We start from the raw sequence: 23179 nt of genomic DNA on the forward strand, positions 1-23179 counted from the left end.
TCCGGTGGCGTCGACGGGCTGAGCAACCCTCGACCCGCGCGTCAGCGCTCGCCGAGTGCCGCCCGCACCAGCGCCATCGCGTCATCCGGTTCGATCCCCAGACGCCGGACCGTCTCGGCATACGTCCGTGCGGCTTGCGCCGCCTGGGACGACGCCTTGTCGCCACCCCGGACGATCGTGCCGGCCCGACCCCGCGTCTCGACGTACCCGGCCTCCTCGAGCTCCCGGTACGCCCGGGCGACGGTGTTCGCGGCGAGATTCAGGTCGGCGGCCAACGCCCGCACGGGCGGCAAGCGCGTGCCGGCGATGAGCGACCCGTCGTCGATGGCGGCGATGACCTGCGCCCGCACCTGCTCGAACGGCGGCGTGGGCGACGTGGCATCCAGGGAGAAGTCCATGTCTCAGTCGTTCAGGCCGAACAGGTCGAGCGGATGCGTCAGGCGCCACCAGGGACTCGGCGGCTCGATCTCACCGGCGAGCTGCACGTCCACCGTGTCGGCGTCGACCGGACCGGTCGCGGTGAAGGTGCCGATCGTGGCGCCGGGGTCGGTGGCCTCGCCCAGGTCGAAGCGGGTGGAGGTCTGGGCGGCGCCGCCGTTCCACAGCACGACGGTGGCGTCGGAGGCGGTGACGAGGTCGATGTCGTCGCTCCACCGCGTCTCGACCTTGCCGACGACGGTTCCCGCGGTGACCGAGGGGGTGGGCTGCAGCTCCTGCTCGATGCGCGCGAACAGGTCGCGGGTGGCCTGGTTGCGGGTGTCGGGTCCGGGCTGGCCGAGCACCGCCGCGTAGGCGCGGATGGTGGCGTCGCCGACGGTGATGTCTTTGGCGGTCAGCAGGTTCCACGCGTCGAGCGTGCCGGTCTTGACGCCCACCACGCCCGGATCGGCGAGCAGGGCGTTGCCGTTCGAGAACGTGCCGGCGCCGGGGAGCGTCAGCTCCGGCGTGCGCACGATCTCGGCGATCACGGGGTTGGCGAGAGCCCGTTCGGCGAGCGCGATCAGCGCGGCCGGGGTGGCGGTGTTGCCCTCCTCGATGCCGGTGGGGTTCACGATCGTGATGCCCTCGATGCCCCGCTCGGCGAGGTACTGGTTCGCGGCGGCCGAGAACTCGGCATCCGTGCCGAAGAGATCGGATGACAGACGCTGGGCGTAGTTGTTCGCGGAGGCGATCAGCATTCCCTGCAGCATCTGCAGCTCGGTGAGGCTCCCGTCGATGGGGACGTCGAGCGAGGACTCCCCGCGGGCGCGGTACTGCCAGTAGTCGGCACTGTCGGCCTGCGTGAACGCGTACGACGGTCCCTGCTCGCCGGGCGCGAGCGGCAGGCGGTCGAGCACCACGAGGGCCGTGACGACCTTGGTGATGCTCGCGATGGACTCGGGCGCCGTCGCCCCCGTCGACAGCGTCTCGGCAACGCCGTCGATCGCGATGGCCGCCTCGCCCTCGGCCGGCCACGCGGGTTGCGCGACGGGTGCGGCGGCGGGTTGCACGCCGACGGCGCGCGTCGTGGGTGCCACGGCGTTCAAGGGCCACAGCAGGGTCGCCGCGGCGTACAGCCCGAGGATCAGCACGATCAGCACCGGCGGGATCACGGTCGCCGGACGAAGGCGGCGTCGGCGGCGACCCGCCAGCAGGTCGACGGGCCGAGAGGCGGCACCCGATACGACGAACGTGGGTGCGGGCCGCGTGTCGGCGGCGTCATCGGGGTCGATCCAGGTCAGTGCGCCGATGAGCGCGGGGGCTCCGGATGCCGAGTTCGCCGGCGATCCGGAGGCGGGTGCCGTGCGCGCCGGGTCGACGGGAGCGCCGGATGCCGCGGGGGCCGTGGGCGCCGGGTTCGCGGTCGCCTCGTCCGCCGCCCCGGAGCCGAGATCCGCGGCCGCCCCTCCACGGCGCTGGTCGCGTCGCGTGGCCGGGGTCTGCTCGTGCACCCGCCCACGCTACCCCGGGCATCCCCCTATACTCGTGACGTCAACCACGGGAGTCCGGTGAGCCGGGCTGAGAGGAAGCGATCCACGCTTCGACCGTCGAACCTGATCCGGATCATGCCGGCGCAGGGAGGAGCAGAAAATGCACACGACCACGTCTGCCCGCACGGCCCCGGCCGTCGCCACCGTCGACCGCTTCCGGTGGCGGGTCGTCGACATCGTCGTCGCTGCGGTCCTGGGTGTCGCGATCGGCCTGGTCTTCTGGGGCTGGAACACCGTCGGCGGCCTGTGGTTCGTCGCGATGGACGGTCTGACCCCCGGCCTCGGCGGCCTCGCGGTCGGCATCTGGCTGATCGGCGGCGTCATCGGCGGACTCGTCATCCGAAAGCCCGGCGCGGCGCTGCTCGTCGAGCTGATCGCGGCCATCGTCTCGGCCCTGATCGGCAACGTCTGGGGCGTCACGACGATCTTCTCCGGCCTCGCGCAGGGCCTCGGCGCCGAGCTGATCTTCCTGGCCTTCCTCTACGTGCGCTTCACGCTGCCCGTCGCGATGCTCGCGGGCGCCGGCGCCGGGATCGGGGCGTGGGTGCTCGAGCTGTTCCTGTCGGCGAACATCGCCAAGACCGTGGAGTTCAACCTCATCTACCTCGGCTCCCTCATCGTCTCGGGTGCCCTGCTCGCGGGCCTCGTCGGCTGGCTGCTGGTGCGCGCGCTCGCCGCCACCGGAGCGCTCAGCCGCTTCGCCGTCGGTCGGGACGCACGCCGCGACGTCTGATGGCGGGCCCCGCGCGCGTCGACGTCGAAGGCTGGGGCTGGCGCTACGCCGGTCGCAAGCTCCCCGCTACGCGCGACGTCGAGCTGTCGATCGAGCCCGGCGAGCGCGTTCTGCTGCTCGGCGCCTCGGGGGCGGGGAAGTCGACGCTGCTCGCGGGCCTCGCGGGCCTGCTCGGCGGCAGCGACGAGGGCGAGACGACCGGGCGCGTCCGCGTCGACGGTCGGGCGCCCGAAGAGCAGCGCGGCCGGATCGGCCTGGTGCTGCAAGACCCCGAGTCGGGGATCGTGCTGTCGAAGGTCGGCGACGACGTCGCCTTCGGCTGCGAGAACCTCGGCGTACCCGCGGTCGAGATCCCGGCGCGGGTGGCGGAGGCCGTGGCATCCGTGGGTCTGACCGTGCCCCTCGATCGCCCCACGAAGGCGCTGTCGGGTGGGCAGAAGCAACGCCTCGCCCTCGCGGGAGTGCTCGCGATGCGGCCGGGACTGCTGCTGCTCGACGAACCCACCGCCAACCTCGACCCCGAGGGCGTCGCCGAGGTGCGCGCGGCCGTCGAGCACGTCGTCCGCACAGACGGCACCACCCTCGTCCTCATCGAGCACCGCACCGACGTGTGGGTCGACCTCATGACCCGCGTCGTGGTGCTCGCCCCGGGCGGAGGCGTGCTGGCCGACGGACCGCCCGCGCGCGTGTTCGCCGAATACGGCGATGCGCTCGCCGACGCGGGCGTGTGGGTGCCGGGACGTCCCGTCGACCTCCCGGTGCTCGCCCCGCTCGGAACACCGGATGCCGTGCTGTCGGCGCGGGCGTTGTCGATCGGGCGCGAGAAGCGCGCGGTCGTGGCATCCGGACTCGACGTCGTCGTCCCCCGAGCGGCCGGAACCGTGGTGACCGGGCCCAACGGCGCCGGCAAGTCCACCCTCGCGCTGACCCTCGGAGGGCTGCTCCCCGAACTCTCGGGCGAGGTCGTCGCGGCATCCGGTCTCGCCGCCCGCGGCATCCGTCGCCCCTCGCGCTGGCGTTCGACGGAGCTGCTGACGCGCATCGGCACGGTGTTCCAGGAACCCGAGCACCAATTCCTCGCCTCGACCCTGCGCGACGAGCTCGCGGTCGGTCCGCGGGCGCTCCGGATGCCGGCGGCCCAGGTCGACGCGATCGTCGATGAGCTTCTGCACCGCTTGGATCTGGCATCCCTCGCCCTCGCTAATCCCTTCACCCTGTCGGGCGGGCAGAAGCGGCGCCTGTCGGTGGCGACGGTGCTCGCGGCCTCGCCGGAGGTGATCGTGCTCGACGAACCCACGTTCGGACAGGACCGCCGCGGATGGAGTGAGCTCATCGGCCTGCTGCAGCGCGAGATCGCGCGGGGGCGCACGGTCGTGGCCGTCACGCACGACGCCGACGTGGTGCGGCACCTGGGTCAGCATCGGATCACGCTCGGGAGCGCCGCGTGAGCGCCTCGATGCTCGTCCGCGCGCGGCCGGTGTGGCTCGACGGGGTGAATCCCGTCGCCAAGGTCGCGATGGTCATCGTGCTCGCGGTGCCGCTACTGGTCTCGATCGACGCGGTGAGTGCGGCCACGGCCATCGTTCTCGAGCTGCTGTGCGTGCCGCTCACGGGCGTCGCGTTCGCGGTCGTGCTGAAGCGTCTGCTGCCGGTGCTGATCTTCGCACCGGTCGCCGGCATCAGCATGCTGCTGTACGCCCGCCCGGGGGGAACCGTCTACGGCTCCTTCCTCTTCGCCACGATCAGCGACAACTCGATATCACTGGCGGTCGCGGTGCTGCTGCGCGTGGTCGCCCTGGCGCTGCCGATGATCCTGCTGTTCGCCCGCACCGATCCCACCGAGCTCGCCGACGCCCTCGCACAGGTGGCGAAGCTGCCGAGCCGCTTCGTGCTCGGCGTGCTCGCCGGCGCCCGCACGGTCGGACTCTTCGTCGATGACTGGCGCACGATGGCGCTCGCCCGTCGAGCCCGCGGCCTGGGCGACCGGGGGGCGGTGCGCCGGTTCTTCTCGATGGCGTTCGTGCTGCTGGTGTTCGCCGTGCGCCGCGGCACGAAGCTCGCCACCGCCATGGAGGCGCGCGGTTTCGGCGCCGGCATCGAGCGCACCTGGGCGCGCCCGTCGGCGCTGACGACGCGGGATGCCGTGGCCGTCGGCGGCGCGGTCCTGCTCATGACCGTGTCGCTCGGGGCGGCGGTGGTGACGGGCGCGTTCCGCGTGGTGGGTTCGTGAGGCGTCCCGAACCCCCGGCTGGTTGAGCGTCCACGACACGCCGCTGCGGCGCGATGCCAACGGAGTGTCTTGGACACTCAACGGGGCGGGGTGCTACGTCGCGTTCCAAAGAGACCGGTAGAAGGCCAGGCGGGTGGCATCCGGGGCCACTCCGTAGGCGTCGAGCAGGGCGCCGTGCCAGCCCGGGCCGTAGTTCCACTCGGTCGACAAGGCCGCGACCGCGATGTCGGCCCACCGATCGGCGAGGCCGAGTGCGCCCAGATCGACGTGCGCCGTCCACTCGCCGTCGTCGCCGACCAGGGTGTTGGGTGCACACGCGTCGCCGTGGCACACGACCAACCGGTCGACGGGCGGGGCATCACGCAGGTCGTCGGGAACCCGGACGCCGCGGACGGCGGCGTTCGCGACACGGTCGGGCACGCTCCACGAGAACGGGCAGTCCTCCACCGGCAACGCCTCGTGCAGGGCGCGGAGGCCGCGTCCGAGCGCTCGCACCGCCCGCCCCGGCTGCGCGACCCAGCGCGGATCGACCGCCGAGCGACCCGCAATGCCCTCGGTGACGAGCCATTCGTGGGCGGCATCCCGTCCTTCGTCGCGCACGCGAGGCACGGGCGTGAAGGGCGCCGCCCATCGCAGGCGCTCGGCCTCGGCACGCATCGACGTCTCGGCGTTGCGCGGCCCCCACTTCACGAACCGGATGCCATCGGCGTCGGTGGCGCGGAACGTCACGCCGCCGATGTTGTTCCGCCAGACCGGCTCGAGCGTCGCGTCCCCCGCGAGTGCGCGGACACGGTCGGGGACGGGCTCGCTCTCGTCGGGGATGCTCACGATTCGATCATCGCGAATGAGCGCGGCGGGGTCACGGGGCGGGCTTCATCGGCGGTCGATCCCGTCGGGCGTCGATAACACCGGGACGAACCGTCAGGGGCGTCCGAGTGTCGAGGACGCTCAGCTGGAGGATTGCGGCCCCGCACCCGACGGTGGCGCGGCGGGGCCGATGCCGATACCCGCCCTCACAGCACGTACTCGAAGCACAACGAGCTCGGCATCGTCTCGACGTACGGCTCATACACCGCTATCGGCGTGAAGCCGACGGCGGCGTACAGCCGCAGCGACTCCGGCTGCATCCGCCCGCTCTGCAGGATCACCCGCGCAGCGCCGCCGCGGCGGGCGAGGTCGACCACCTCGGCGGTGAGGGCGCGACCGACGCCCCGCCGACGGGCGGACCCGACAACGACGAGACGCTTCAGCTCCCACTCGTCGCCGAGGCGGCGGAGGATCACATGTCCGAGCGGTGTGCCGTCGGCATCCACCGCCAGGAGGGTCGCGACCACCTGCTCGGGGTGCACGGCGAGGGCCGCCTCGCGCTTCGCGGCGAAGGCGGGGGCCTCGCCGTCATCGGCGTCGCGGTAACGCTCGTCGAGGTCGGCATCCAGGATGCCGCGCAGTGCGGCCGCGCGCGGATCGTCGACCTCCACCCGCTCGATGCGCAACCGCCGCTCGCTCACGCCACGAGCCTACGTGCGGAAGATCAGCCCGCGTCGGGGGAGAACGGCCGTGGTCGCGATCGAGCGTTGCACAGACGGTCGACCCGTCGCATGCGGGTGGTCCCCAGGCGGCCACGGGGCACAATGGCACGAGGGGGTGTCATGGAGCTGTCGGTCGTTCTGTTGGCGGTCAGCGTCGCCGTCGCGACGACGGTGCTCTTCGTTGCGGTGCCGCGCGTCGGCACCCCCGGGGAGATGACCCTGTTCCTGCGGTTCGCGGCGGTCTCGGGCGTGTGCGCGGTGGGCTCCAGCGCGATGTACTTCATCTACGGCGCGGGTGGCGGCTCACTCAGTCTGGTGATGGGCGACGTGGCGATGGTCCTCGCTCCTGTCCTGATGTTCGTGGCCCTCAGCGTGCTCGCCGGCCGACGAGCCGTCGGGTCGTCGCTCACGGCCGGGGGGCTGGCTCTGGTGGTGGCCGTGGTCTCGGCGACGGTGCCCCTGCCGGGCTCGCTGGCCGTGAAGGCGCTCGCTCTGGCAGCGGCGTGCGCGGCGACCGCGTGGACGGCGTTCCGCTCGAACGTGCCGGGCCGCGGTCCGCTCCGCCTCATCGCTCTGACCACCGCGGTGTACGCGGTGTACTGCGTCGCACGCGTGGTGGTGGGAATCGCGGCCGGATGGGATTCCGCCGTGTATCTCGCCGCGTTCTCGTTCGCCCCGGCGACGATCCTCGGGGCGCTGGCGGTCCTGCTGATCGGGTCCGCCGTCGTCCATCTGCGTACCGGCCCGCCTCGTGCCGAGCAGCCGGAACGCTGCCCGGCGGGCGCGGCCGTCGTCATCGGCGACTGGGACCTGGCATCCGCCGCCTACGGTCCCGACCGCATGCGCACCCTCGTCGCTGAACTACGCGCCGCGGCACGCGAACTTCGTCCGGATGCCGTCGACGTCCCGAGCGGTGTCGAGATCGCCCTGGAGAACGCCGCCGTCGTCCTGGGTGAGCACCTGCGATCGGCCTACGGCTGGGAACCGGAGCAGACGATCCTGCTCGTCGACGGGGGCGAGACGGCCGCGATCCGCACCCACCCGTGGCGCGGGCTGCGCCTTCCGAGACGCTCGGCGCGGTCCTGAGTCTCGACTAGGGTGGGACCCGGTTTCAGCTTCGAAGGAGAACGCATGGATATCGCAGGAGCCTCCGCCCTCGTCACCGGCGGTGCCTCGGGCCTGGGCCTGGCCACCGCCCGCCGTCTCACCGCAGCGGGCGCGAACGTCACGATCGTCGACCTTCCTTCCTCGAACGGCGCCACCGTCGCTGAGGGGCTCGGCGGATCCTTCATCGCCGCCGACGTCACGGATGCCGATCAGATCGCGGACGCCGCCGCCCGCGCCGCCGAAGCCGGCCCCCTGCGAGTGGTCGTGAACTGCGCCGGCATCGCTCCTCCCGCCAAGGTGCTCGACCGCGAAGGGGTGCCCTCCGCACTGGCCGACTTCGAGCGCGTCATCCGGGTCAACCTCATCGGCACCTACAACGTCATCGCCCAGACATCGGCGGTGATGGCGCAGACCGACCCCGCCGAGGGCGGCGACCGCGGCGTCATCGTCAACACCGCCAGCGTCGCGGCCTTCGACGGGCAGATCGGTCAGCCCGCGTACTCCGCGAGCAAGGGCGGCGTGCACGCCATGACGCTGCCGATCGCGCGAGAGCTCGCCCGCCACGGCATCCGGGTCGTCACCATCGCCCCCGGCATCATGGAGACGCCGATGCTGAAGGGCCTACCGCAGGCGGCGCAGGACTCGCTCGGCCAGCAGGTGCCGTACCCCTCCCGCCTCGGCGCCCCCGACGAATACGCGCGCCTCGTGCTCGCGATCGTCGACAACGGCTACCTCAACGGCGAGACGATCCGCCTCGACGGCGCGATCCGGATGGCACCGAAATGACCGACGGCATCCTGCTCCACGTCGAGAGCGGACTCGCGCGCGTCACCTTCGACCGCCCCGCATCGCTCAACGCGATGGACTTCCCCATGGCGCGGCGCTGGCGATCCGTCGCCCACGAGGTGACCGCCGATCCGTCGGTCGGAGCGGTGATCCTGGATGCCAACGGCCCCGCATTCTGCGCGGGCGGCGACGTCGTGGCGATGGCGACGACCGGTGCGTCGGGTCGTGAGGTCACCGAGACGGCGGGGGCGATCCACGACGGCATCCGCACCTTCGCCGAAGCGCCGCTGCCGATGGTCGCCGCCGTCCAGGGCGCCGTCGCCGGCGGCGGGCTCGGGCTGATGCTCACCGCCGACTACGTCGTGGCGAGCGAGAACGCCCGCTTCGTCAGTCGCTACGCCAACATCGGACTCACCCCCGACCTCGGCGTGTCCACGCTGCTGCCCGCGGCGGTCGGCCAGCGGAGGGCCCTGCAGCTGCTGTTGCAGGACCGGATGCTCTCGGCCGCCGAGGCGCTGGAGTGGGGTCTGGTCGCCGAGGTCGTGGCATCCGGAGATCTTTCGTCGCGGGTCGACGAGATCGCGCGGTTCTGGCTCGAGGGGGCGACCGCGGCGTTCGGTCAGGCGACGCGACTCGTGCGCGTCGGTGCCGGGCGCACCCTTGCGGCCAACCTCGACGATGAAGCCACGACGATCGGCGCCGCCTTCGACACCCCCGAGGCGCAGGCGCGCGTGTCCGCCTTCGCCGCCGCCTCCGCGAAAGGACGCCCATGACGCCCGCCGACCCTCCAGCCGCCGCCGGCGCGTCGCCCGGAGCCTCCGGGGGAGGGGGAACACTCGCCGGCAAGACCATGCTCATGTCGGGCGGAAGCCGCGGCATCGGCCTGGCGATCGCGCTCCGCGCAGCCCGGGACGGTGCGAACGTCGCGCTGCTCGCCAAGACCGACACCCCGCATCCCAAGCTCGAGGGCACGGTGCACACGGCGGCCGAGGCGATCCGTGCGGCGGGCGGGAGGGCGCTGCCCATCGTCGGCGACGTGCGCGACGAGGCGTCGATCACCGAGGCGGTGATGCGGACGGTGGGAGAGTTCGGCGGCATCGACATCGTCGTAAACAACGCCAGCGTCATCGACCTCTCGGGTTCGCTCGAGCTCGCGACCAAGAAGTACGACCTCATGCAGGACGTGAACGTCCGCGGCACATTCCTGCTCTCGCGGGCCGCGGTGCCGCAGCTTCGCGAGGCGACGAACCCCCACATCCTGTCGCTCTCGCCGCCGCTGAACGTCACGCCGAAATGGCTCGGGGCGCACACGGGCTACAGCCTCGCGAAGTTCGGTATGACGATGGCGACGCTGGGCCTGGCGGCGGAGTTCGCGGATGCCGGGATCGCGGCCAACACCCTCTGGCCGCGCACGACCATCGCGACGGCGGCCGTGCAGAACGTCATCGGCGGCGACCGGCTCATGCGCGTGTCGCGGACGCCCGAGATCTACGCGGATGCCGCGTACGAGGTGCTGCGAACCCCCTCGCGCGAGCGGACCGGTCAGACGCTCATCGTCGAGGACGTGCTCCTCGCCGCGGGTGCGACGGACTTCGCGGGCTACGCCGCCGTGCCGGGCACGCCCGACGAGGCGATGTACCCCGACATCTTCCTCGACTGACGCCGGGGTTCGGGTCCCTCGTCGCGCTGAGGGACCGGCGGGTGGCGCGGTGGTGTGGTGCGCGGGGGTGTGGTGCGCTGCGGACCGGCGGGTGGCGCGGGGGTGTCGTGCGCTGCGGACCTGCGGGTGGCGCGGGAGTGTGGTGCGCTGCGGACCTGCGGGTGGCGCGGACGAGTGGCGCAGGGCATCGAGAAACGCGATCCGCGCGAAGAAACGCCTTGTCAGTGCGTTTCTTCGCGCGAATCGCGTTTCTCGGCGGACGATGCCGCTCGCTCGACGCATCGGCGGCCGAGCGCACCGCGCGCGAGTGCGAGGTGCGGGCGCGCGGACGAGTGGCGCAGGGCATCGAGAAACGCGATCCGCGCGAGGAAACGCCTTGTCAGTGCGTTTCTTCGCGCGAATCGCGTTTCTCGGCGCAAGGGACCTAGCGCAAGGACCTAGCGCAGGGGGGGCGAGGGGCAGCGGTCAGGCGCTCAGGTCGACCGTGGTGCCGAGGCCCTGCGCGCGAGCGGCGCGGATGAAGACGTCGGCGACGGCGACATCCTGCGCGCCGATCCCCACCGAGTCGAACAGCGTGATCTCCTGCGGCGAGCGGCGGCCCCGCACCCGCTCGGCGACGACCTCTCCGATCGTGCCGACCACGTCGGCCTCGGAGATCGCACCCTCAGCGATCGCCCGCAACAGGTCGCCCGACTTCGTGCGCGCCGTCGCCCGGTCGTCGACCCAGATCGAGGAGCGCGCCATGGTCTCGCCGTCGACCTCCCGCTCGTCCGCGCGAGGGCGGGCTCCGACGACGTTCAGATGCTGCCCCGGGCGCAGCCACGCGCCCTCGACGATGGCCTCCACCGACGGGGTCAGCGTGCACACGACGTCGGCCGTCTCCACCACCTCGCGAGGGGATGCCGCGATGTCGATCGCCGTGGGCCACCCCTCGCCGAGCAGGTCGGCGGCGAGGCCCTCGGCGCGCTCGCGCGTACGCGACCACACCACGACGCGGTCGAACGGCCGCACGTCGCGGAGGGCCAGGGCGTGCTCGCGGGCCAAGGCCCCTGCGCCGATGAGACCGAGGGTCCGGCTGTCGGGCCGGGAGAGCGTGCGGGTGGCCACCGCGCTGGCGGCCGCGGTGCGCACCCGGGTCGGGACGGCGCCGTGCAGCAGCGCGACCGGCGATCCGTCGACGCGGTCCACGACGAGGATCATCGAGCGCTGGGTCGGCAGCCGGCGCCCCGCATTGTCGGGCACGTCGGCCAGGAGCTTGACCCCCGCGAGGTCGGAGGCCTCCGACACCGCCGACATCAGGATGAACCGGGCCGAGTCCGAGGGGGTGGCCATCGAGGTCGGGCCGGGCTGATCGGCGCGCCCCTCGGCGATCTCGGCGAACCCCCGGGAGACGGCGTCGGCGATGGCCCCGCGGTCGACGAGACCCTCCAACTGGGGCGTGCTCAGCAGCAGCATCAGGCGCGGCTCCCGTCGGTCAGCTCGAGGGCGTCGGCGACCACGTCACCGTGGAAGATCACGGTGCGGTCGGCCGGGCGGTCCATGACGGCCGCCGTCACGGTGTCGCCCGCGACCAGCAGCAGGTCGGCGGGGTCGCCGACGCCGACGCCGGGGCGCTCGGCGCCGCGGGCCGGCATGGCCGCGCGGCCCATCACCGCGCGGCCCCCCACTGTGGCGATCGCGACGCAGTGCTCGATGTCGTCGTCGCGGCGGAAGCCGTTGGTGAAGGCGAGCTGCCAGGTGCGGTCGAGCATGTCGGTGTTGCCGTAGGGCGACCAGTAGTCGCGCTGGCCGTCCTGGCCGAGGCCGAGTGCAATGCCGTATTCGTCGAGCAGGTGTGTGGGCAGAGGTGCCTGAGGGGCGACCGTGGCCATCGAGATGCCGAGGTCGCGGAACTGCTCGAGGAGCGCGCGCAGTTCCGCCTCGGGGAGGCGCCCCAGGCCGTAGCCGTGCGAGATGGTGACGCGACCGCGCATGTCGAGGGCGCGGGTGCGCTCGACGATCAGCTCGGCCGAGAACTTCGCCATCTGGTCCGGTTCATGCAGGTGGATGTCGACGGGGGCGCCGTGTCGCTCCGCGATGCCGAACACGGCGTCGAGATGACGGACGGGGTCGCGATCCAGAGCGCACGGATCGATGCCGCCGACCACATCGGCACCGCGGGCCATCGCCCGATCGAGCACATCGATCGACCCCGCCTCGCGCAGCAGACCCGCCTGCGGGAACGCGATGATCTCGACCTCGCACCGGTCGAGGTTGGCCTCGCGCGCCGCGAGCACGGCATCCAATCTCTCCAGATCGGCGTCGACGTCGACCTGGGCGTAGGTGCGCACCTGTGTCGTGCCGCGGGCGATCGCGCTCTCCAGCGTCGTCGCCACGCGGTGCTCCATGCTCCGTTCGGCGTGGCGCCAGTTGTCGCGATCGTTCAGCATCATCCCCCACACCCCGGGCACGCCGGTGTGCGGTCGGAACGGCAGGCCGATGCGGGTCGAGTCGAGGTGCACGTGGACGTCGGCGAAAGACGGCAGCAGGATGCGTCCGCGGCCCGACACCGTCTCGGTCGAGGCGTCGATGGACTCCGTGCCCGCCGGATGGATGCCGGTGATGAGGCCGTCTGCGAGGACGACGTCGGAGAGAGGGCCGCCCCAGGGGCGGACGTCGGTGACGACGGTGGAGGTCATTCGAAGCTCGTTCCGGTGAAGTCGTACAGTCCGTCGGCACGCGGCGTCCAGCGCAGTCCGCTCACCGCCGCGAAGTTGTTGAACGGCACGTACAGCGGCACGAAGTACCCCTGCGTGTTGCTGTAGTCCAGCAGCTTCGCGAACACCTCCTGGCGTGCGTCGCCTTCGACTCCGCGCTGCTCCGCCGCCCAGGCTGCGGTGGCGGGGTCCTGCGCGTAGTTGTTGTTGCCGGCCGTCTCGTAGAAGTCGGTGAGGGGCAGGTCGCCGTCGAGCGTGGAGGGTGCCCAGGTGTTGAGGTAGACGCCCTGCATCTCGCGGCCGCGCACCTTCAGCGTGTGGCTCTGCTGGTCGGCGCCGCGCATGTCGACGGCGACCCCGACGTCTTGCAGGTAGCCCTGGATGCTCTGCGCCACCTCGCTCGAGAGCGGGATGCGGCCGTCGGTGGCGTAGTCGAACGGGATCGGCGTGCCGTCGTAGCCGGCCTCGGCCAGCAGCGCTCGCGCACCGTCGGGGTCGTAGCCGACGGGCTGGACGGAATCGGAGAAGCCCTCGACCGCTGGCGCGATCATGGCCTTCGCGGGCTCGGCGAGTCCCGACAGCAGCGAGTCGACGATCGCCCGGGTGTCGATGGCCTTGGCGACCGCCTCGCGCACGCGCACGTCCTGCAGGGGACCGGCGGTGGAGTTGACGCCGAGGAACACGACCCCGTTCGAGGCGGCCGAGAAGGTCTGGGCCGACGGCGCGGCCTGCACCGACGCCACCTGCGTCGGTCCGATCTGGGCGACGTCGAGGCTGCCCGAGAGCACGCCGTTCGCGCGCGACTCGGTGGACGACACCGGCTGCAGCGAGATCTCCTCGATGGCCGGCGCCGGACCCCAGTAATCGTCGTTGCGCTTCAGGTCGTAGGACACGCCCGTGGTGATGCTGTCGAAGACGTACGGCCCCGATCCGATCGGCTCCCGGGCGTAGGCGTCCGCGCCCATGTCCTGGTAGGTGTCGGCGGGCACGATCGAGATGAGCGAGGTGTTGCGGGGGAAGGCTGAGAAGGGCTGCTTGAGGGTGAAGCGCACGGTGGTGGCATCCACCGCCTCGACGCTGTCGAGCGACGAGAGGTAGGCGTAGTTCTCCCCGCTCGGATCGCTCAGGATCGTCTCGTAGGTGAAGACCACGTCGTCGGCGTCGATGGCCTCCCCGTTGCTCGCGGTCACGTCGGGGGTGAGCGTGAACTCCCACTGGGTGAGGTCGTCGTTCGCTTTCCAGTCCGTCGCGAGCTTCGGCTCGAGGGTGCCGTCGGCGGCGATCTTCACCAGCTGATCGTGGGTGTGGAAGAACACCGACAGCACCACCAGCGCCCCGGAGCGGATGGGGTCCATCGAGCTGGGGTCGGTGGGCAGCGCGGCGGTCAGGCTGGTGCGGGCGGTTTCGCCCGAGCCGGTGGGGGCGTCGAATCCTCCGGCGCATCCGGCGAGGAGCACGCTGCCGAGGGTGAAGGTGGCGACGCCGGCGAGGGCGCGGCGGGCTGTCGAGCGGGTCATGGGAGGGCCTTTCGGGTGGGTGAGCCGGAGAGCGTGGGTGAGTCGGAGAGGGCGGGCGAGGGGGCTAGGGCGGGCGAGGGGGCGAGATCGGGCGACGAGGAGCGGGTGGGCGATTCGGAGAAGAGGTGCGGGATGGCGTCGAGCAGGGTCCGGGTGTACGGATGCCGGGGCTCGGCGAAGACGCGCTCGGTCGGGCCTTCCTCGACGATGCGGCCGGACTGCATGACGACGACGCGGTCGGCGATGCCTCGGACGACGCCCAGGTCGTGCGACACGAACAGGTAGGCGAGCCGTTGCTCGCGCTGCAGGCCGCCCAGCAGATCGAGCACCTGCGCCTGGATGGAGACGTCGAGCGCCGACACGGGCTCGTCGAGCAGCACGATGGCGGGATCGAGCGCGAGCGCCCGGGCGATGCCGACGCGCTGGCGTTGCCCACCGGACAGGCGGGTGGGAAGACGGTCGTCGTAGGAGCTGTCGAGGCCGACCCCGTCGAGCAGGGTGCGCACGCGCGCCGACGTGAAACTCCGACGGATCTTCAGCGGTTCTGCGACGGAGCGGGCGACGCTCATCCGCGGGTCCAGCGCCGACGACGGGTCTTGGAAGACCACCTGGGCACGGGAGCGGAGCTCGGCGCTGCGACCGGCGATGTCGGGTGAGACGGTGCGCCCCTCGAAGCGGATGGTGCCGGCGCTCGCCGGGGTGAGGCCCAGGATGGCGCGCAGCAGCGACGACTTGCCGCATCCGGACTCTCCGACCACGGCGACCGTCTCTCCCGCGCGGATGCGCAGGGATACGCCGTCGACCGCCCGGGTGCGGCGGCCCCGTCGACCCGGGTACTCGACGACGAGGTCGGTCACGTCGAGGGCGGGCTCCTCGGCGGTCTCGACGAGCACCGGGCGGTTCGCCCCGGTCCGGGTCGACGGCGCCGCCGCGAGCAGCCGACGCGTGTACTCGTGAGAGGGGGCCGACAGCACTGCGCGGGTCCCCCCGCGTTCGACGACCCGTCCTGAGCGCATCACGACGAGGTCGTCGGTGTGCTGGGCAACGAGGCCCAGGTCGTGGCTGATGAGCGCCAACGCCGACCCGGTGCGCTCGCGCACCTCGTCCAACAGGGCCATGACCTGCGCCTGGACCGTCACGTCCAGAGCCGTCGTGGGCTCGTCGGCGATGAGCAGGAGCGGGTCGTTGGCGATGGCCATGGCGATGACCGCGCGCTGGCGCATGCCGCCCGACCATTGGTGGGGCCGAGACGCCGCGCGTTCCGCGGCGTCTCGCACTCCCACCGACTGCAGCAACTCGACCGCGCGTCGTCGGGCGGCAGCGCGCGAGGTGGCGGGGGAATGGGCCCGGACCGCGGCGGCGACCTGCGCCCCTACCGAGCGCAGGGGGTTCAGCGCCGACATCGGGTCTTGGAACACCATTCCGGTGACCCGCCCGCGCATACTGCGGAGGTCGCGCTCGCTCATCGACGTCACGTCGCGGCCGTCGATGCAGACGTTCCCGGAGGCGACGCGCACGCCCGGGGGCAGCAGGCCGAGGGCGGCGAGCATCGTCAGGCTCTTGCCGGAACCGGACTCCCCGACGACGCCGAGGGCGGCCGAGGGCGCGACCTCGAACGAGACGTCGTGCACGACGGTGCGGTGACCCTCGTCCGTCGTGGCATCCAGACGCAGATTCTCGATGGACAGGACGGGACGGGTCATCGGCGGGCTCCCTTGCGCAGGAAGGCGCCACGCGCCTCGGCGGTGAACTGCTGGCTGAGGAACTGCACGCCGCCCACGGCGAGGAACATCGCCACGCCGGGCAGGATCACCAGCCAGGGGTCGGTGGCCAGGTACTTCTGGCCGTCGTAGATCATGGCGCCCCAGCTGGGCGTGGGCGGCTGCACACCGAGACCGAGGTACTCCAGGGAGGCTTCGATGAGCACGATGGTGGCGATGTCGGTCGCGGCGATGATGAGCGTGTGCGGCCAGACGTTCGGCAGCACGTGTCGGGTGAGCGACCAGAAGCGGTCGGCACCCTGCGTGCGCGGTGCGACCACGAAGTCCTGCGCCCGAAGGGCGGCGGCCACGTTACGGGTGACCCGCGCGTAGCCCACCCACCAGGTGCAGCCGACGACGAGGATCGTCAGTCCGGCACTGGGCGGGACGACGGCACAGACGGCGATGAGCAGGAGCACGACGGGCATCGCCAGCACGGTGTTCGACAGCACCGACAGAGCGGACTCGATCCGCCCGCCGAAGAAGCCGGCCAGGATGCCGACCGTGGTGCCGATCACCGCGTTGAGGCACACGATGGCCACCGTGATGCCGAGGGTGACGGCCGAGGCGAGGGCGATTCTGCTGAACAGGTCACGCCCGAGCGGGTCGGTGCCGAGCGGGTGCGCCGGGTCGACGAAGGGCGGGAGTAGGGCGCGCGACAGGTCCTGCCCGAACGGGTCGAAGCCGGGCAGGACGGGACGCAGCGCGGTCGCGCCGATCACGACGGCGAGCATCACGATGCCGACGACGGCCGAGGGGCGCAGGCGCCGACGACGGGAGCGAGGGGGCGGTGCCGAGGTCGCGGCCTCGGGGATCGGGGGCAGGGCGACGGTGGTCATGAGGTGGCCGTTCGGGGGTCGATGCGGGCGACGAGCAGGTCGACGAGGGTGTTGACGACGACGAAGGCGACGGCGACGAAGAGGAGCCCCGCCTGGACGATCGGGAAGTCGCGCTGACTCACGGCGGCGGTCAGCAGGCTGCCCAGCCCGGGCCACGCGAACACCACCTCGACCACGACCGTGCCGCCGAGCAGCCCGCCGAGGTTGAGGCCGGCCATGCCGAGCACCGGCGGAAGGGCGTTGGGGAGCATCTGGGTGAACAAGATGGTCGGTCGGGATTGGCCGATGGCGAAGGCCGTGCGCACGTAGTCCTGCTCCGCTTGATCGCTCAGCGCGGCGTCGAGCAGGCGGAGGTACATGACGAACTGGCCGGTGGCGAGGGTCACGACCGGGAGTACGAGGCTCGCCGGGCTCGTGCGGCCCAGTGACGGCAGCAGGCCGAGCGTCACGGAGAAGATCAGCACGAGCAGCAGGGCGAAGAAGAAGTCGGGCACCGCCTGGCGGGTGGCGCCGAGCCATCCGACGACGGCGCGGAGGATCCGGCTGCCGCTGAGGTGGATGACGACGGCGGCCACGAGCGCGAGGGCGAAGCCGGCCAGGAACGCCCAGAAGGCGAGCTCCACCGTGGCGGGGAGGCGCTCCCACACGAGTCCGAGCGCGGATTCGTGCAGGCGGTACGAGTCGCCGAGGTCGCCGACGACGACGCCGCGGAGGAAGTCGAGGTACTGCACGAGGACCGGGCGGTCGAAGCCGAGGCTGGCGTTGAGCGCGTCGACGTCGGCGCTGCTGGCGTTGTCGGGGAGGAGGAGTGCGCCGGGGGCGCCGGTGAGGCGACCGAGGACGAAGCCGATCGTGACCACGAGGAAGACCGTGGCGCCGGCCAGGGCGAGGCGGCGGAGGAGGAAGGCGAGCACGGAGGTGACGCTACGGTGCGCAACGGGTATACCAAGGCGATGCAACGAACATGCAATGTAGTTCTTACGCGGGCGTCACTTTGGAGTACCAAAGAGCGTTCCGAGGCCGGTGATAGCCCTCGTAACGTGCTTCTGGAATACCAAACGGCGGTTTCTCCCCACGTCCCACCCCTGTCAGGATGGAGGCGTGGACGACGACATCGACGCGACCGGCCGGCGTATCGCGCACATCCTGCGCGAGCGCATCATCACCGGCGAGATCGACATGGGGCACCGGCTCGGCGAGCGCGACATCGCCGAGGAGCTCGGCGTCTCGCGCGTCCCCGTCAGGGAGGCGCTGCACGTGCTCGAGGCCGAGGGGTTCGTGTCGTCGGCCCATCGCCGGGCCGCCGTCGTACACCGTTTCACGGTCGACGACGCGAAGGAGCTGTTCGACATGCGCATGCACCTCGAGCCCTTCGCCGCGGCGCTCGCCGCGGAGCGCGCCGCAGCCGGCGCCGACACTGCAGCGCTCCGGGCCGCGCTCGACGTGGCGCACGTCGCTTCGGTCGCTGCGGCGTCGGCGTCGTCGCGCAACTCCGATCTGCACGACGAGATCTTCGCCCTCGCCGGTCACGCCCTGCTCTCGCGGATGAGCGGTCTGCTCACGGGGCGCACGCGATGGCTCTTCCGTCTCACGCCCGAACGAGACACGGTCGGTCGATGGGACGAGCACGCCGAGATGGTGGAGGCGATCGTGGGCGGGCACGTGTCGCTGGCGCAGACGCTCGCCGCCGCCCACGTCGAGCGGGCCCGCGTGGAGTCGATGCCCGGCCTCACCGAGCGGCTTCACCCCGTCGAGCGGGCGGAGCGTCGTCGCCGGCCGCGCCGGGTCGTCGCCGACGTCTGACCCGCCCGTGCCGGTCGCCGGGTCGCGCCGGGGTACCGCCGAGGCGCGCCCCGCCCCTGCCGGTTCGCCGGGTCGCGCCGGGTCGACGCCGAGGCGCGCGCGGGGCCGTGTGGCCCGGCCCGCTCCCGCCGAGAAACGCGATCCGCGGGCAGAAACGCCCCGTCAACGCGTTTCTGCGCGCGAATCGCGTTTCTCGACGAGGTGGCAGCCGCAGCCGCAGCCGCAGCCGCGCCTCAGATCAGGCCCAGCTCCGCGAACGCGTTGTGCACGCCGTCCTCCAGCACCGCGGTGGTCACACGGCCGGCGAGGCGCTGCAACTCGGGTTCGGCGTTGCCCATCGCGACGGGGGTGCCGACGACCTCGAACATCTCGACGTCGTTCCAGCTGTCGCCCATGCCGATGGCATCCGTCGCCGAGAGACCGAGCACGTCGAGCACCTCGATGATGGCCGAGCCCTTGGTCACCCCGGCCTGGCCGATCTCGCCGTTCGACCCGCCGGGAAGGGGCATCGACCCCGGGATGACATGGAATCCGGCGCCGAGCTCGGCGGCGGCGTGGGCCACGGTGTCGGGGGAAGAGCTGACGAACACCGCTTTCGCGACGCGATCGCGGTCGACCTCGGCCACGGCCCGCAGGTCGCGCTGGCGGTGGTCGACGTCGGACGGCATGCCGAGCGCGGCGAGTTCTTCCACCTGCTGGGCGTGACGGGCGCGCAGGAACTCCTCCATCGTCTCGGCCATGCCGGGCGAGGCGTATACGGCGTCGTGCGTCTGCAGGAAGTAATGGATGCCGTGGGACCGGAAGTAGCCCTCGAGAGCTTCGACGTCAGCGCGCGGCAGGGGTCGCTCGATGAGCGTCTCGCCCCCGCGTGTGGCGTACGCGCCGCCGTTGGAGATGGCGCCGTCGAAGCCGATGGCCGTGACGTCGGGGTGGATATCAGCCTCGGCTCGGCCGGTGCACAGCCACACGAGATGCCCGTTCGCGCGGGCCTGGCGGATGGCCTCGACCGTGGAGGGCGCGATCACCGAGCCGTGCTCGAGGATCGTGCCGTCGACGTCGAGGAAGGCGATGCGGGTCATGTGCACTCCAAAGGGTCGGCCCCGGACCCAGAGGGCCCGGGGCCGAACCGGACGGGGGTCAGCGGGTGAGGGATGCGCCGTTGGATCGGATGACGTCGGCGTACCAGCCGAACGACTTCTTCCGGTAGCGATCCAGCGTTCCGGTTCCGTCGTCGTTGCGGTCGACGTAGATGAAACCGTATCGCTTGCTCAGCTGCGCGGTGCTGGCGCTGACGATGTCGATGCAGCCCCACGAGGTGTATCCGAGCACGTCGACGCCGTCCTCGAGCGCTTCGCCGACCTGCACGAGGTGGTCGTTGAGGTAGGCGATGCGGTAGTCGTCGACCACCGTCTTCTCCCCGTCGACCTCGACGAGCTGGTCGCGTGCGCCCAGGCCGTTCTCAACGATGAACAGCGGCTTCTGCCACCGGTCCCAGAACTGGTTCAGCACGAGGCGGAGCCCCACCGGGTCGATCTGCCAGCCCCACTCGCTCGCCTCGAGCGTCGGGTTCGAGACGCCGCCCATGATGTTGCCCTCGCCCTGGGCGCGCTTCGCGGGGTCGGCGGTCTCGGCGATCGACATGTAGTAGCTGAACGAGACGAAGTCGACGGTGTTCGTCAGGTCGTCGCGGTCCTGCTCTGTGATCTCGAGCTCGATGCCCTTCTCGCGGAGCGTGCGGAGGAAGTACCCGGGGTACGCGCCGCGGGTGTGCACGTCGCCGTAGACGAGGTTGCCGTGGTCGGCGTCCATCACGGCGCGCGCGTCGTCGGGCGACGGGGTCAGCGGGTAGATCGGCATCGACAGCACCATGCAGCCGACCTTCGCCTCGGGGGCCACTTCGCGGGCGATCCGGGTGGCGCGGGCGGATGCCACGAGCTCGTGGTGCATCGCCTGATAGAGCTGCTGCGCGGGAACGCCGCCCTCGGGGATCGGGATGCCACCGCTCATGAACGGCGCGTGCAGCAGGGAGTTGATCTCGTTGAAGGTCAACCAGTACTTCACCCGCGCACCGAAGCGGGCGAACAGGGTGCGGGCGTAGCGCTCGTAGAAGCCGATCAGCTCGCGGTTGGTCCATCCGCCGTAGGTCTCGGCCAGGTGCAGGGGCGTCTCGTAGTGCGAGATCGTCACGAGCGGCTCGATGCCGTGCTTCTCGAGCTCGTCGAGCACGCGGTCGTAGAAGGCGAGGCCCTCTTCGTTGGGCTCGGTCTCGTCGCCCTTCGGGAAGATGCGACTCCACGCGATCGAGAAGCGGTAGACGCCGAAGCCCATCTCGGCGAAGAGCGCGATGTCCTCCGCGTAGCGGTGGTAGTGATCGATGCCGACGAGCTTGAGGTTGTCGGGGGTGGGCTGCTCGCTGCGGGGGGCCGAGATGCCGCGGGGCATCACGTCCTGCACCGACAGTCCCTTGCCGCCCTCGTCGTACGCGCCCTCGATCTGGTTTGCGGCGGTCGCGCCGCCCCAGAGGAAGCCGTCGGGGAAGGGGGTGTTCGTCATTGTTCGTGTCTCCGGGGGATCAGCGGGCGGTGGTGAGGGAGTCGACGGAGACGGCGCGGAACAGCGTCTCGCCGTGCGAGAGGGGGCCGGATGCCACGTCGGCGACGTCGGGGTACAGGTCGCCGTTGGTGACGATGACCGGGGTGATCAGGTCGTATCCGGCCTTCTCGATGGCGGCGCCGTCGAACTCCACGAGCAGGTCGCCCGCTTTGACCTCGCCGCCGGACTGCACCTTCAGGGTGAAGTGGGTGCCGCCGAGCTTGACGGTGTCCAGGCCGACGTGGATGAGGAGTTCGACGCCGTCGGTGCCCCGCAGACCGATCGCGTGACCGGTGGGGAACGCGGCGACGACCGTGCCGTCGAAGGGGGCGTAGACCGCGCCCGAGGTGGGGCGGATCGCGACGCCCTTGCCGAGCGAGCCGTCGGCGAAGGCGGCATCCGGGACCTCGCTCAGGGCGACGACGGTGCCGTCGACGGGGTTGCGCACCACGGTGTCGGTGGCGGCGACGGGAGTCGCGGTGGCGGTGGCGTCGACCGGATCTTTGAAGCCGAGAAGGACCACCAGTAGGAACGGCACGAGGATCGCGACGGCGAGACCGATGCCGAGCATGACCATGTTGCCGTTGCCGAGCAGGGCCGGCAGCGCCAGGCCCGAGGGGACCACGAATGCCTTCGAGAAGACCCCGCCCATCGCGATGAGCGCGCCACCGAGCGCACCGCCGACGATGCCGAAGGCGAAGGGGCGCTTCAGCGGCAGGTTGATGCCGTAGATCGCGGGCTCGGTGATGCCGGCGAGGAAGCCCGAGAGGGTGGCCGGGGCGGCGAGCGACCGCAGGTTCTTGTTGCGGGTGCGAACGAGCACACCGGCGACCGCGGCGGCCTGGGCGAGGACGGCGGCGAAGACGGGTCCGAGGAGCAGGATCATTCCGGTGGTCTGGTACTCGAGCTGGAACAGCGGCACGAGACCCCAGTGCAGACCGAAGATCACGAAGACCTGCCAGAGGCCGCCCATGATGGCGCCACCCAGCCACGGCAGCGTCTGGAAGACCCAGCCGATACCGGCCGCGAGGCCACCACCGACGAGGCTCGAGATCGGGCCGATGACGAGGAACACCAGCGGCACGGCGACGAGCACGACGATCATCGGCGTCATGAACCGTCGCACGGCACCCGGCAGCACCTTCAGCAGGAACCGCTCCGCGTGGCTCTGCAGCCACACGATGATGATGACCGGGATGACGCTGGAGACGTAGCTCACCATCGTCACCGGGATGCCGAAGAAGGTGATGTCCGGCTGGCCGTTGAGCGCGACGATCGAGGGGTAGACCAGGGCTGCGGCAATCGCGAACGAGGTGAACTCCGACGCCTTGAAGTACCGCGCCGCCGTGATCGACAGGGCGATCGGCAGGAAGTTGATCAACGCGTCGGAGAGCGCGTTGAGGATCGTGTAGGTCGTCGTCGTGGCATCCAGCCATCCGAAGGTCACCGCCGCAGCGAGGAACGCCTTGAGCAGGCCCGTGCCGGCCAGCGCCCAGAGGATCGGGGTGAAGATCGACGAGATCATCTTGATGAAGCGGTTGAAGAGGTTGCCCCGGGGGCCTTCATCGCCGCCCTCACCGCCGGCGCCGCCGAGCTTCGTCTGCGCCTGGATGGCCGCATAGACGTCGGGAACGTCGTTGCCGATCACGACCTGGTACTGCCCGCCCGCCTGCGCGGTGGTGATGACACCCGGGGTGGCGCGGAGGGCTGCGGCATCCGCTTTGCTCTCGTCCTTCAGGACGAACCGGAGTCGGGTCGCGCAGTGCACCATCGAGGTGATGTTGGTCTCTCCGCCGACGCCGGTGATAACCGCCGCCGCTGTCTTCGCGTGATCCGCCATCGGAATCCGCCTGCCTTTCGCCGCATCGGTGCGGCCTGTCGAATGTTCTGTGGCGACGACTGGGGAGTGTTTTCGGGCAATAAAAAAGACCCGAATCCGTTCATCGCTCGTCAGCGA

At 71.4% G+C, this 23179-nt stretch carries 21 protein-coding genes and 1 riboswitch; of the genes, 8 read left to right on the forward strand and 13 right to left on the reverse strand.

The annotated features are described in order from the left end of the window. Positions 1 to 41: 41 nt before the first annotated feature. Together FHS07_RS07705 and FHS07_RS07710 are read right to left on the reverse strand one after the other, a co-directional pair. Positions 42 to 398, reverse strand: coding sequence for a GntR family transcriptional regulator (locus tag FHS07_RS07705; protein ID WP_183419244.1), 357 nt, complete (start codon positions 396 to 398; stop codon positions 42 to 44). Between the two features lie 3 nt (positions 399 to 401). Next, positions 402 to 1931 carry a D-alanyl-D-alanine carboxypeptidase family protein gene (locus tag FHS07_RS07710; protein ID WP_183419245.1) on the reverse strand — a complete coding sequence of 510 codons (1530 nt, stop codon included), beginning with the start codon at positions 1929 to 1931 and terminating at the stop codon, positions 402 to 404. Positions 1932 to 1967: 36 nt separating this feature from the next. Continuing rightward, a riboswitch (TPP riboswitch) is annotated at positions 1968 to 2077 on the forward strand. Here FHS07_RS07710 and FHS07_RS07715 point away from each other — a divergent pair. The 3 genes from FHS07_RS07715 (at position 2071) to FHS07_RS07725 (ending at position 4933) form a co-directional block, all read left to right on the forward strand. After that, positions 2071 to 2703 (forward strand): ECF transporter S component, encoded by a 633-nt coding sequence (locus FHS07_RS07715; protein WP_183419246.1) that lies wholly within the window; start codon positions 2071 to 2073, stop codon positions 2701 to 2703. It overlaps the preceding riboswitch by 7 nt. Further along, on the forward strand, positions 2703 to 4151 hold the full coding sequence (locus FHS07_RS07720; protein ID WP_183419247.1) for an ABC transporter ATP-binding protein: 1449 nt from the start codon (positions 2703 to 2705) through the stop codon (positions 4149 to 4151). Before FHS07_RS07715 ends, FHS07_RS07720 begins: the two co-directional genes overlap by 1 nt. 8 nt (positions 4152 to 4159) lie before the next feature. Next, positions 4160 to 4933: an energy-coupling factor transporter transmembrane component T family protein gene (locus tag FHS07_RS07725; RefSeq protein ID WP_183419448.1), complete on the forward strand. Its 774-nt coding sequence runs from the start codon at positions 4160 to 4162 to the stop codon at positions 4931 to 4933. 93 nt (positions 4934 to 5026) lie between these two features. On the opposite strand, the gene FHS07_RS07730 is transcribed toward FHS07_RS07725, so the two are convergent. Both FHS07_RS07730 and FHS07_RS07735 read right to left on the reverse strand, forming a co-directional pair. Continuing rightward, positions 5027 to 5761: a phosphotransferase gene (locus FHS07_RS07730; RefSeq protein WP_183419248.1), complete on the reverse strand. Its 735-nt coding sequence runs from the start codon at positions 5759 to 5761 to the stop codon at positions 5027 to 5029. A 185-nt stretch (positions 5762 to 5946) separates the two neighbouring features. Beyond that, positions 5947 to 6441: a GNAT family N-acetyltransferase gene (locus FHS07_RS07735; protein ID WP_183419249.1), complete on the reverse strand. Its 495-nt coding sequence runs from the start codon at positions 6439 to 6441 to the stop codon at positions 5947 to 5949. Between the two features lie 141 nt (positions 6442 to 6582). On the opposite strand from FHS07_RS07735, the gene FHS07_RS07740 reads away from it, so the two are divergent. Genes FHS07_RS07740 through FHS07_RS07755 form a run of 4 tightly spaced genes read left to right on the forward strand, consistent with a single transcriptional unit; the run spans position 6583 to position 10015 of the window. Further along, positions 6583 to 7548 (forward strand): hypothetical protein, encoded by a 966-nt coding sequence (locus FHS07_RS07740; RefSeq protein ID WP_183419250.1) that lies wholly within the window; start codon positions 6583 to 6585, stop codon positions 7546 to 7548. 45 nt (positions 7549 to 7593) lie between these two features. After that, positions 7594 to 8355 (forward strand): SDR family NAD(P)-dependent oxidoreductase, encoded by a 762-nt coding sequence (locus tag FHS07_RS07745; protein ID WP_183419251.1) that lies wholly within the window; start codon positions 7594 to 7596, stop codon positions 8353 to 8355. Then, positions 8352 to 9128 carry an enoyl-CoA hydratase/isomerase family protein gene (locus tag FHS07_RS07750; RefSeq protein ID WP_183419252.1) on the forward strand — a complete coding sequence of 259 codons (777 nt, stop codon included), beginning with the start codon at positions 8352 to 8354 and terminating at the stop codon, positions 9126 to 9128. The genes FHS07_RS07745 and FHS07_RS07750 overlap by 4 nt, the downstream gene beginning before the upstream one ends. After that, positions 9125 to 10015 (forward strand): SDR family oxidoreductase, encoded by an 891-nt coding sequence (locus tag FHS07_RS07755; RefSeq protein WP_221189144.1) that lies wholly within the window; start codon positions 9125 to 9127, stop codon positions 10013 to 10015. The genes FHS07_RS07750 and FHS07_RS07755 overlap by 4 nt, the downstream gene beginning before the upstream one ends. Before the next feature lie 465 nt (positions 10016 to 10480). Here the strand turns inward: FHS07_RS07755 and FHS07_RS07760 are convergent, their stop codons facing one another. The 6 genes from FHS07_RS07760 to FHS07_RS07785 are packed head-to-tail and all read right to left on the reverse strand — an operon-like array spanning position 10481 to position 17741. Further along, entirely contained in the window at positions 10481 to 11470 is a 990-nt protein-coding gene (locus tag FHS07_RS07760; protein ID WP_246383146.1) for an ornithine cyclodeaminase family protein, read from the reverse strand. Then, on the reverse strand, positions 11470 to 12693 hold the full coding sequence (locus FHS07_RS07765; protein WP_183419253.1) for an amidohydrolase family protein: 1224 nt from the start codon (positions 12691 to 12693) through the stop codon (positions 11470 to 11472). Before FHS07_RS07765 ends, FHS07_RS07760 begins: the two co-directional genes overlap by 1 nt. After that, on the reverse strand, positions 12690 to 14228 hold the full coding sequence (locus tag FHS07_RS07770) for an ABC transporter substrate-binding protein (RefSeq protein WP_183419254.1): 1539 nt from the start codon (positions 14226 to 14228) through the stop codon (positions 12690 to 12692). The genes FHS07_RS07765 and FHS07_RS07770 overlap by 4 nt, the downstream gene beginning before the upstream one ends. Beyond that, on the reverse strand, positions 14225 to 15931 hold the full coding sequence (locus FHS07_RS07775; protein WP_183419255.1) for a dipeptide ABC transporter ATP-binding protein: 1707 nt from the start codon (positions 15929 to 15931) through the stop codon (positions 14225 to 14227). The genes FHS07_RS07770 and FHS07_RS07775 overlap by 4 nt, the downstream gene beginning before the upstream one ends. Further along, positions 15928 to 16827: an ABC transporter permease gene (locus FHS07_RS07780; protein WP_183419256.1), complete on the reverse strand. Its 900-nt coding sequence runs from the start codon at positions 16825 to 16827 to the stop codon at positions 15928 to 15930. The genes FHS07_RS07775 and FHS07_RS07780 overlap by 4 nt, the downstream gene beginning before the upstream one ends. After that, positions 16824 to 17741, reverse strand: coding sequence for an ABC transporter permease subunit (locus FHS07_RS07785; RefSeq protein ID WP_183419257.1), 918 nt, complete (start codon positions 17739 to 17741; stop codon positions 16824 to 16826). The genes FHS07_RS07780 and FHS07_RS07785 overlap by 4 nt, the downstream gene beginning before the upstream one ends. Positions 17742 to 17928: 187 nt before the next feature. Here FHS07_RS07785 and FHS07_RS16815 point away from each other — a divergent pair, with 187 nt between their 5' ends. Further along, entirely contained in the window at positions 17929 to 18630 is a 702-nt protein-coding gene (locus FHS07_RS16815; RefSeq protein WP_183419258.1) for a GntR family transcriptional regulator, read from the forward strand. 233 nt (positions 18631 to 18863) lie between these two features. Here the strand turns inward: FHS07_RS16815 and FHS07_RS07795 are convergent, their stop codons facing one another. From FHS07_RS07795 to FHS07_RS07805, 3 genes are read right to left on the reverse strand one after another with little or no spacing between them, the layout of a single operon-like run. Further along, positions 18864 to 19709, reverse strand: coding sequence for a Cof-type HAD-IIB family hydrolase (locus tag FHS07_RS07795; RefSeq protein WP_183419259.1), 846 nt, complete (start codon positions 19707 to 19709; stop codon positions 18864 to 18866). A 58-nt stretch (positions 19710 to 19767) separates the two neighbouring features. Beyond that, the gene (locus FHS07_RS07800) at positions 19768 to 21183 is read right to left on the reverse strand and encodes a glycoside hydrolase family 1 protein (RefSeq protein WP_183419260.1); all 1416 of its coding nucleotides are present in this window, start codon (positions 21181 to 21183) and stop codon (positions 19768 to 19770) included. A 19-nt stretch (positions 21184 to 21202) separates the two neighbouring features. After that, complete coding sequence (locus FHS07_RS07805) at positions 21203 to 23062, reverse strand: beta-glucoside-specific PTS transporter subunit IIABC (RefSeq protein WP_183419261.1); 1860 nt, start codon at positions 23060 to 23062, stop codon at positions 21203 to 21205. Between the last annotated feature and the right edge of the window lie 117 nt (positions 23063 to 23179).

Origin of the sequence: Microbacterium proteolyticum (assembly GCF_014192415.1) — a bacterium.
GTDB classification, from domain to species: Bacteria; Actinomycetota; Actinomycetes; order Actinomycetales; family Microbacteriaceae; genus Microbacterium; species Microbacterium proteolyticum.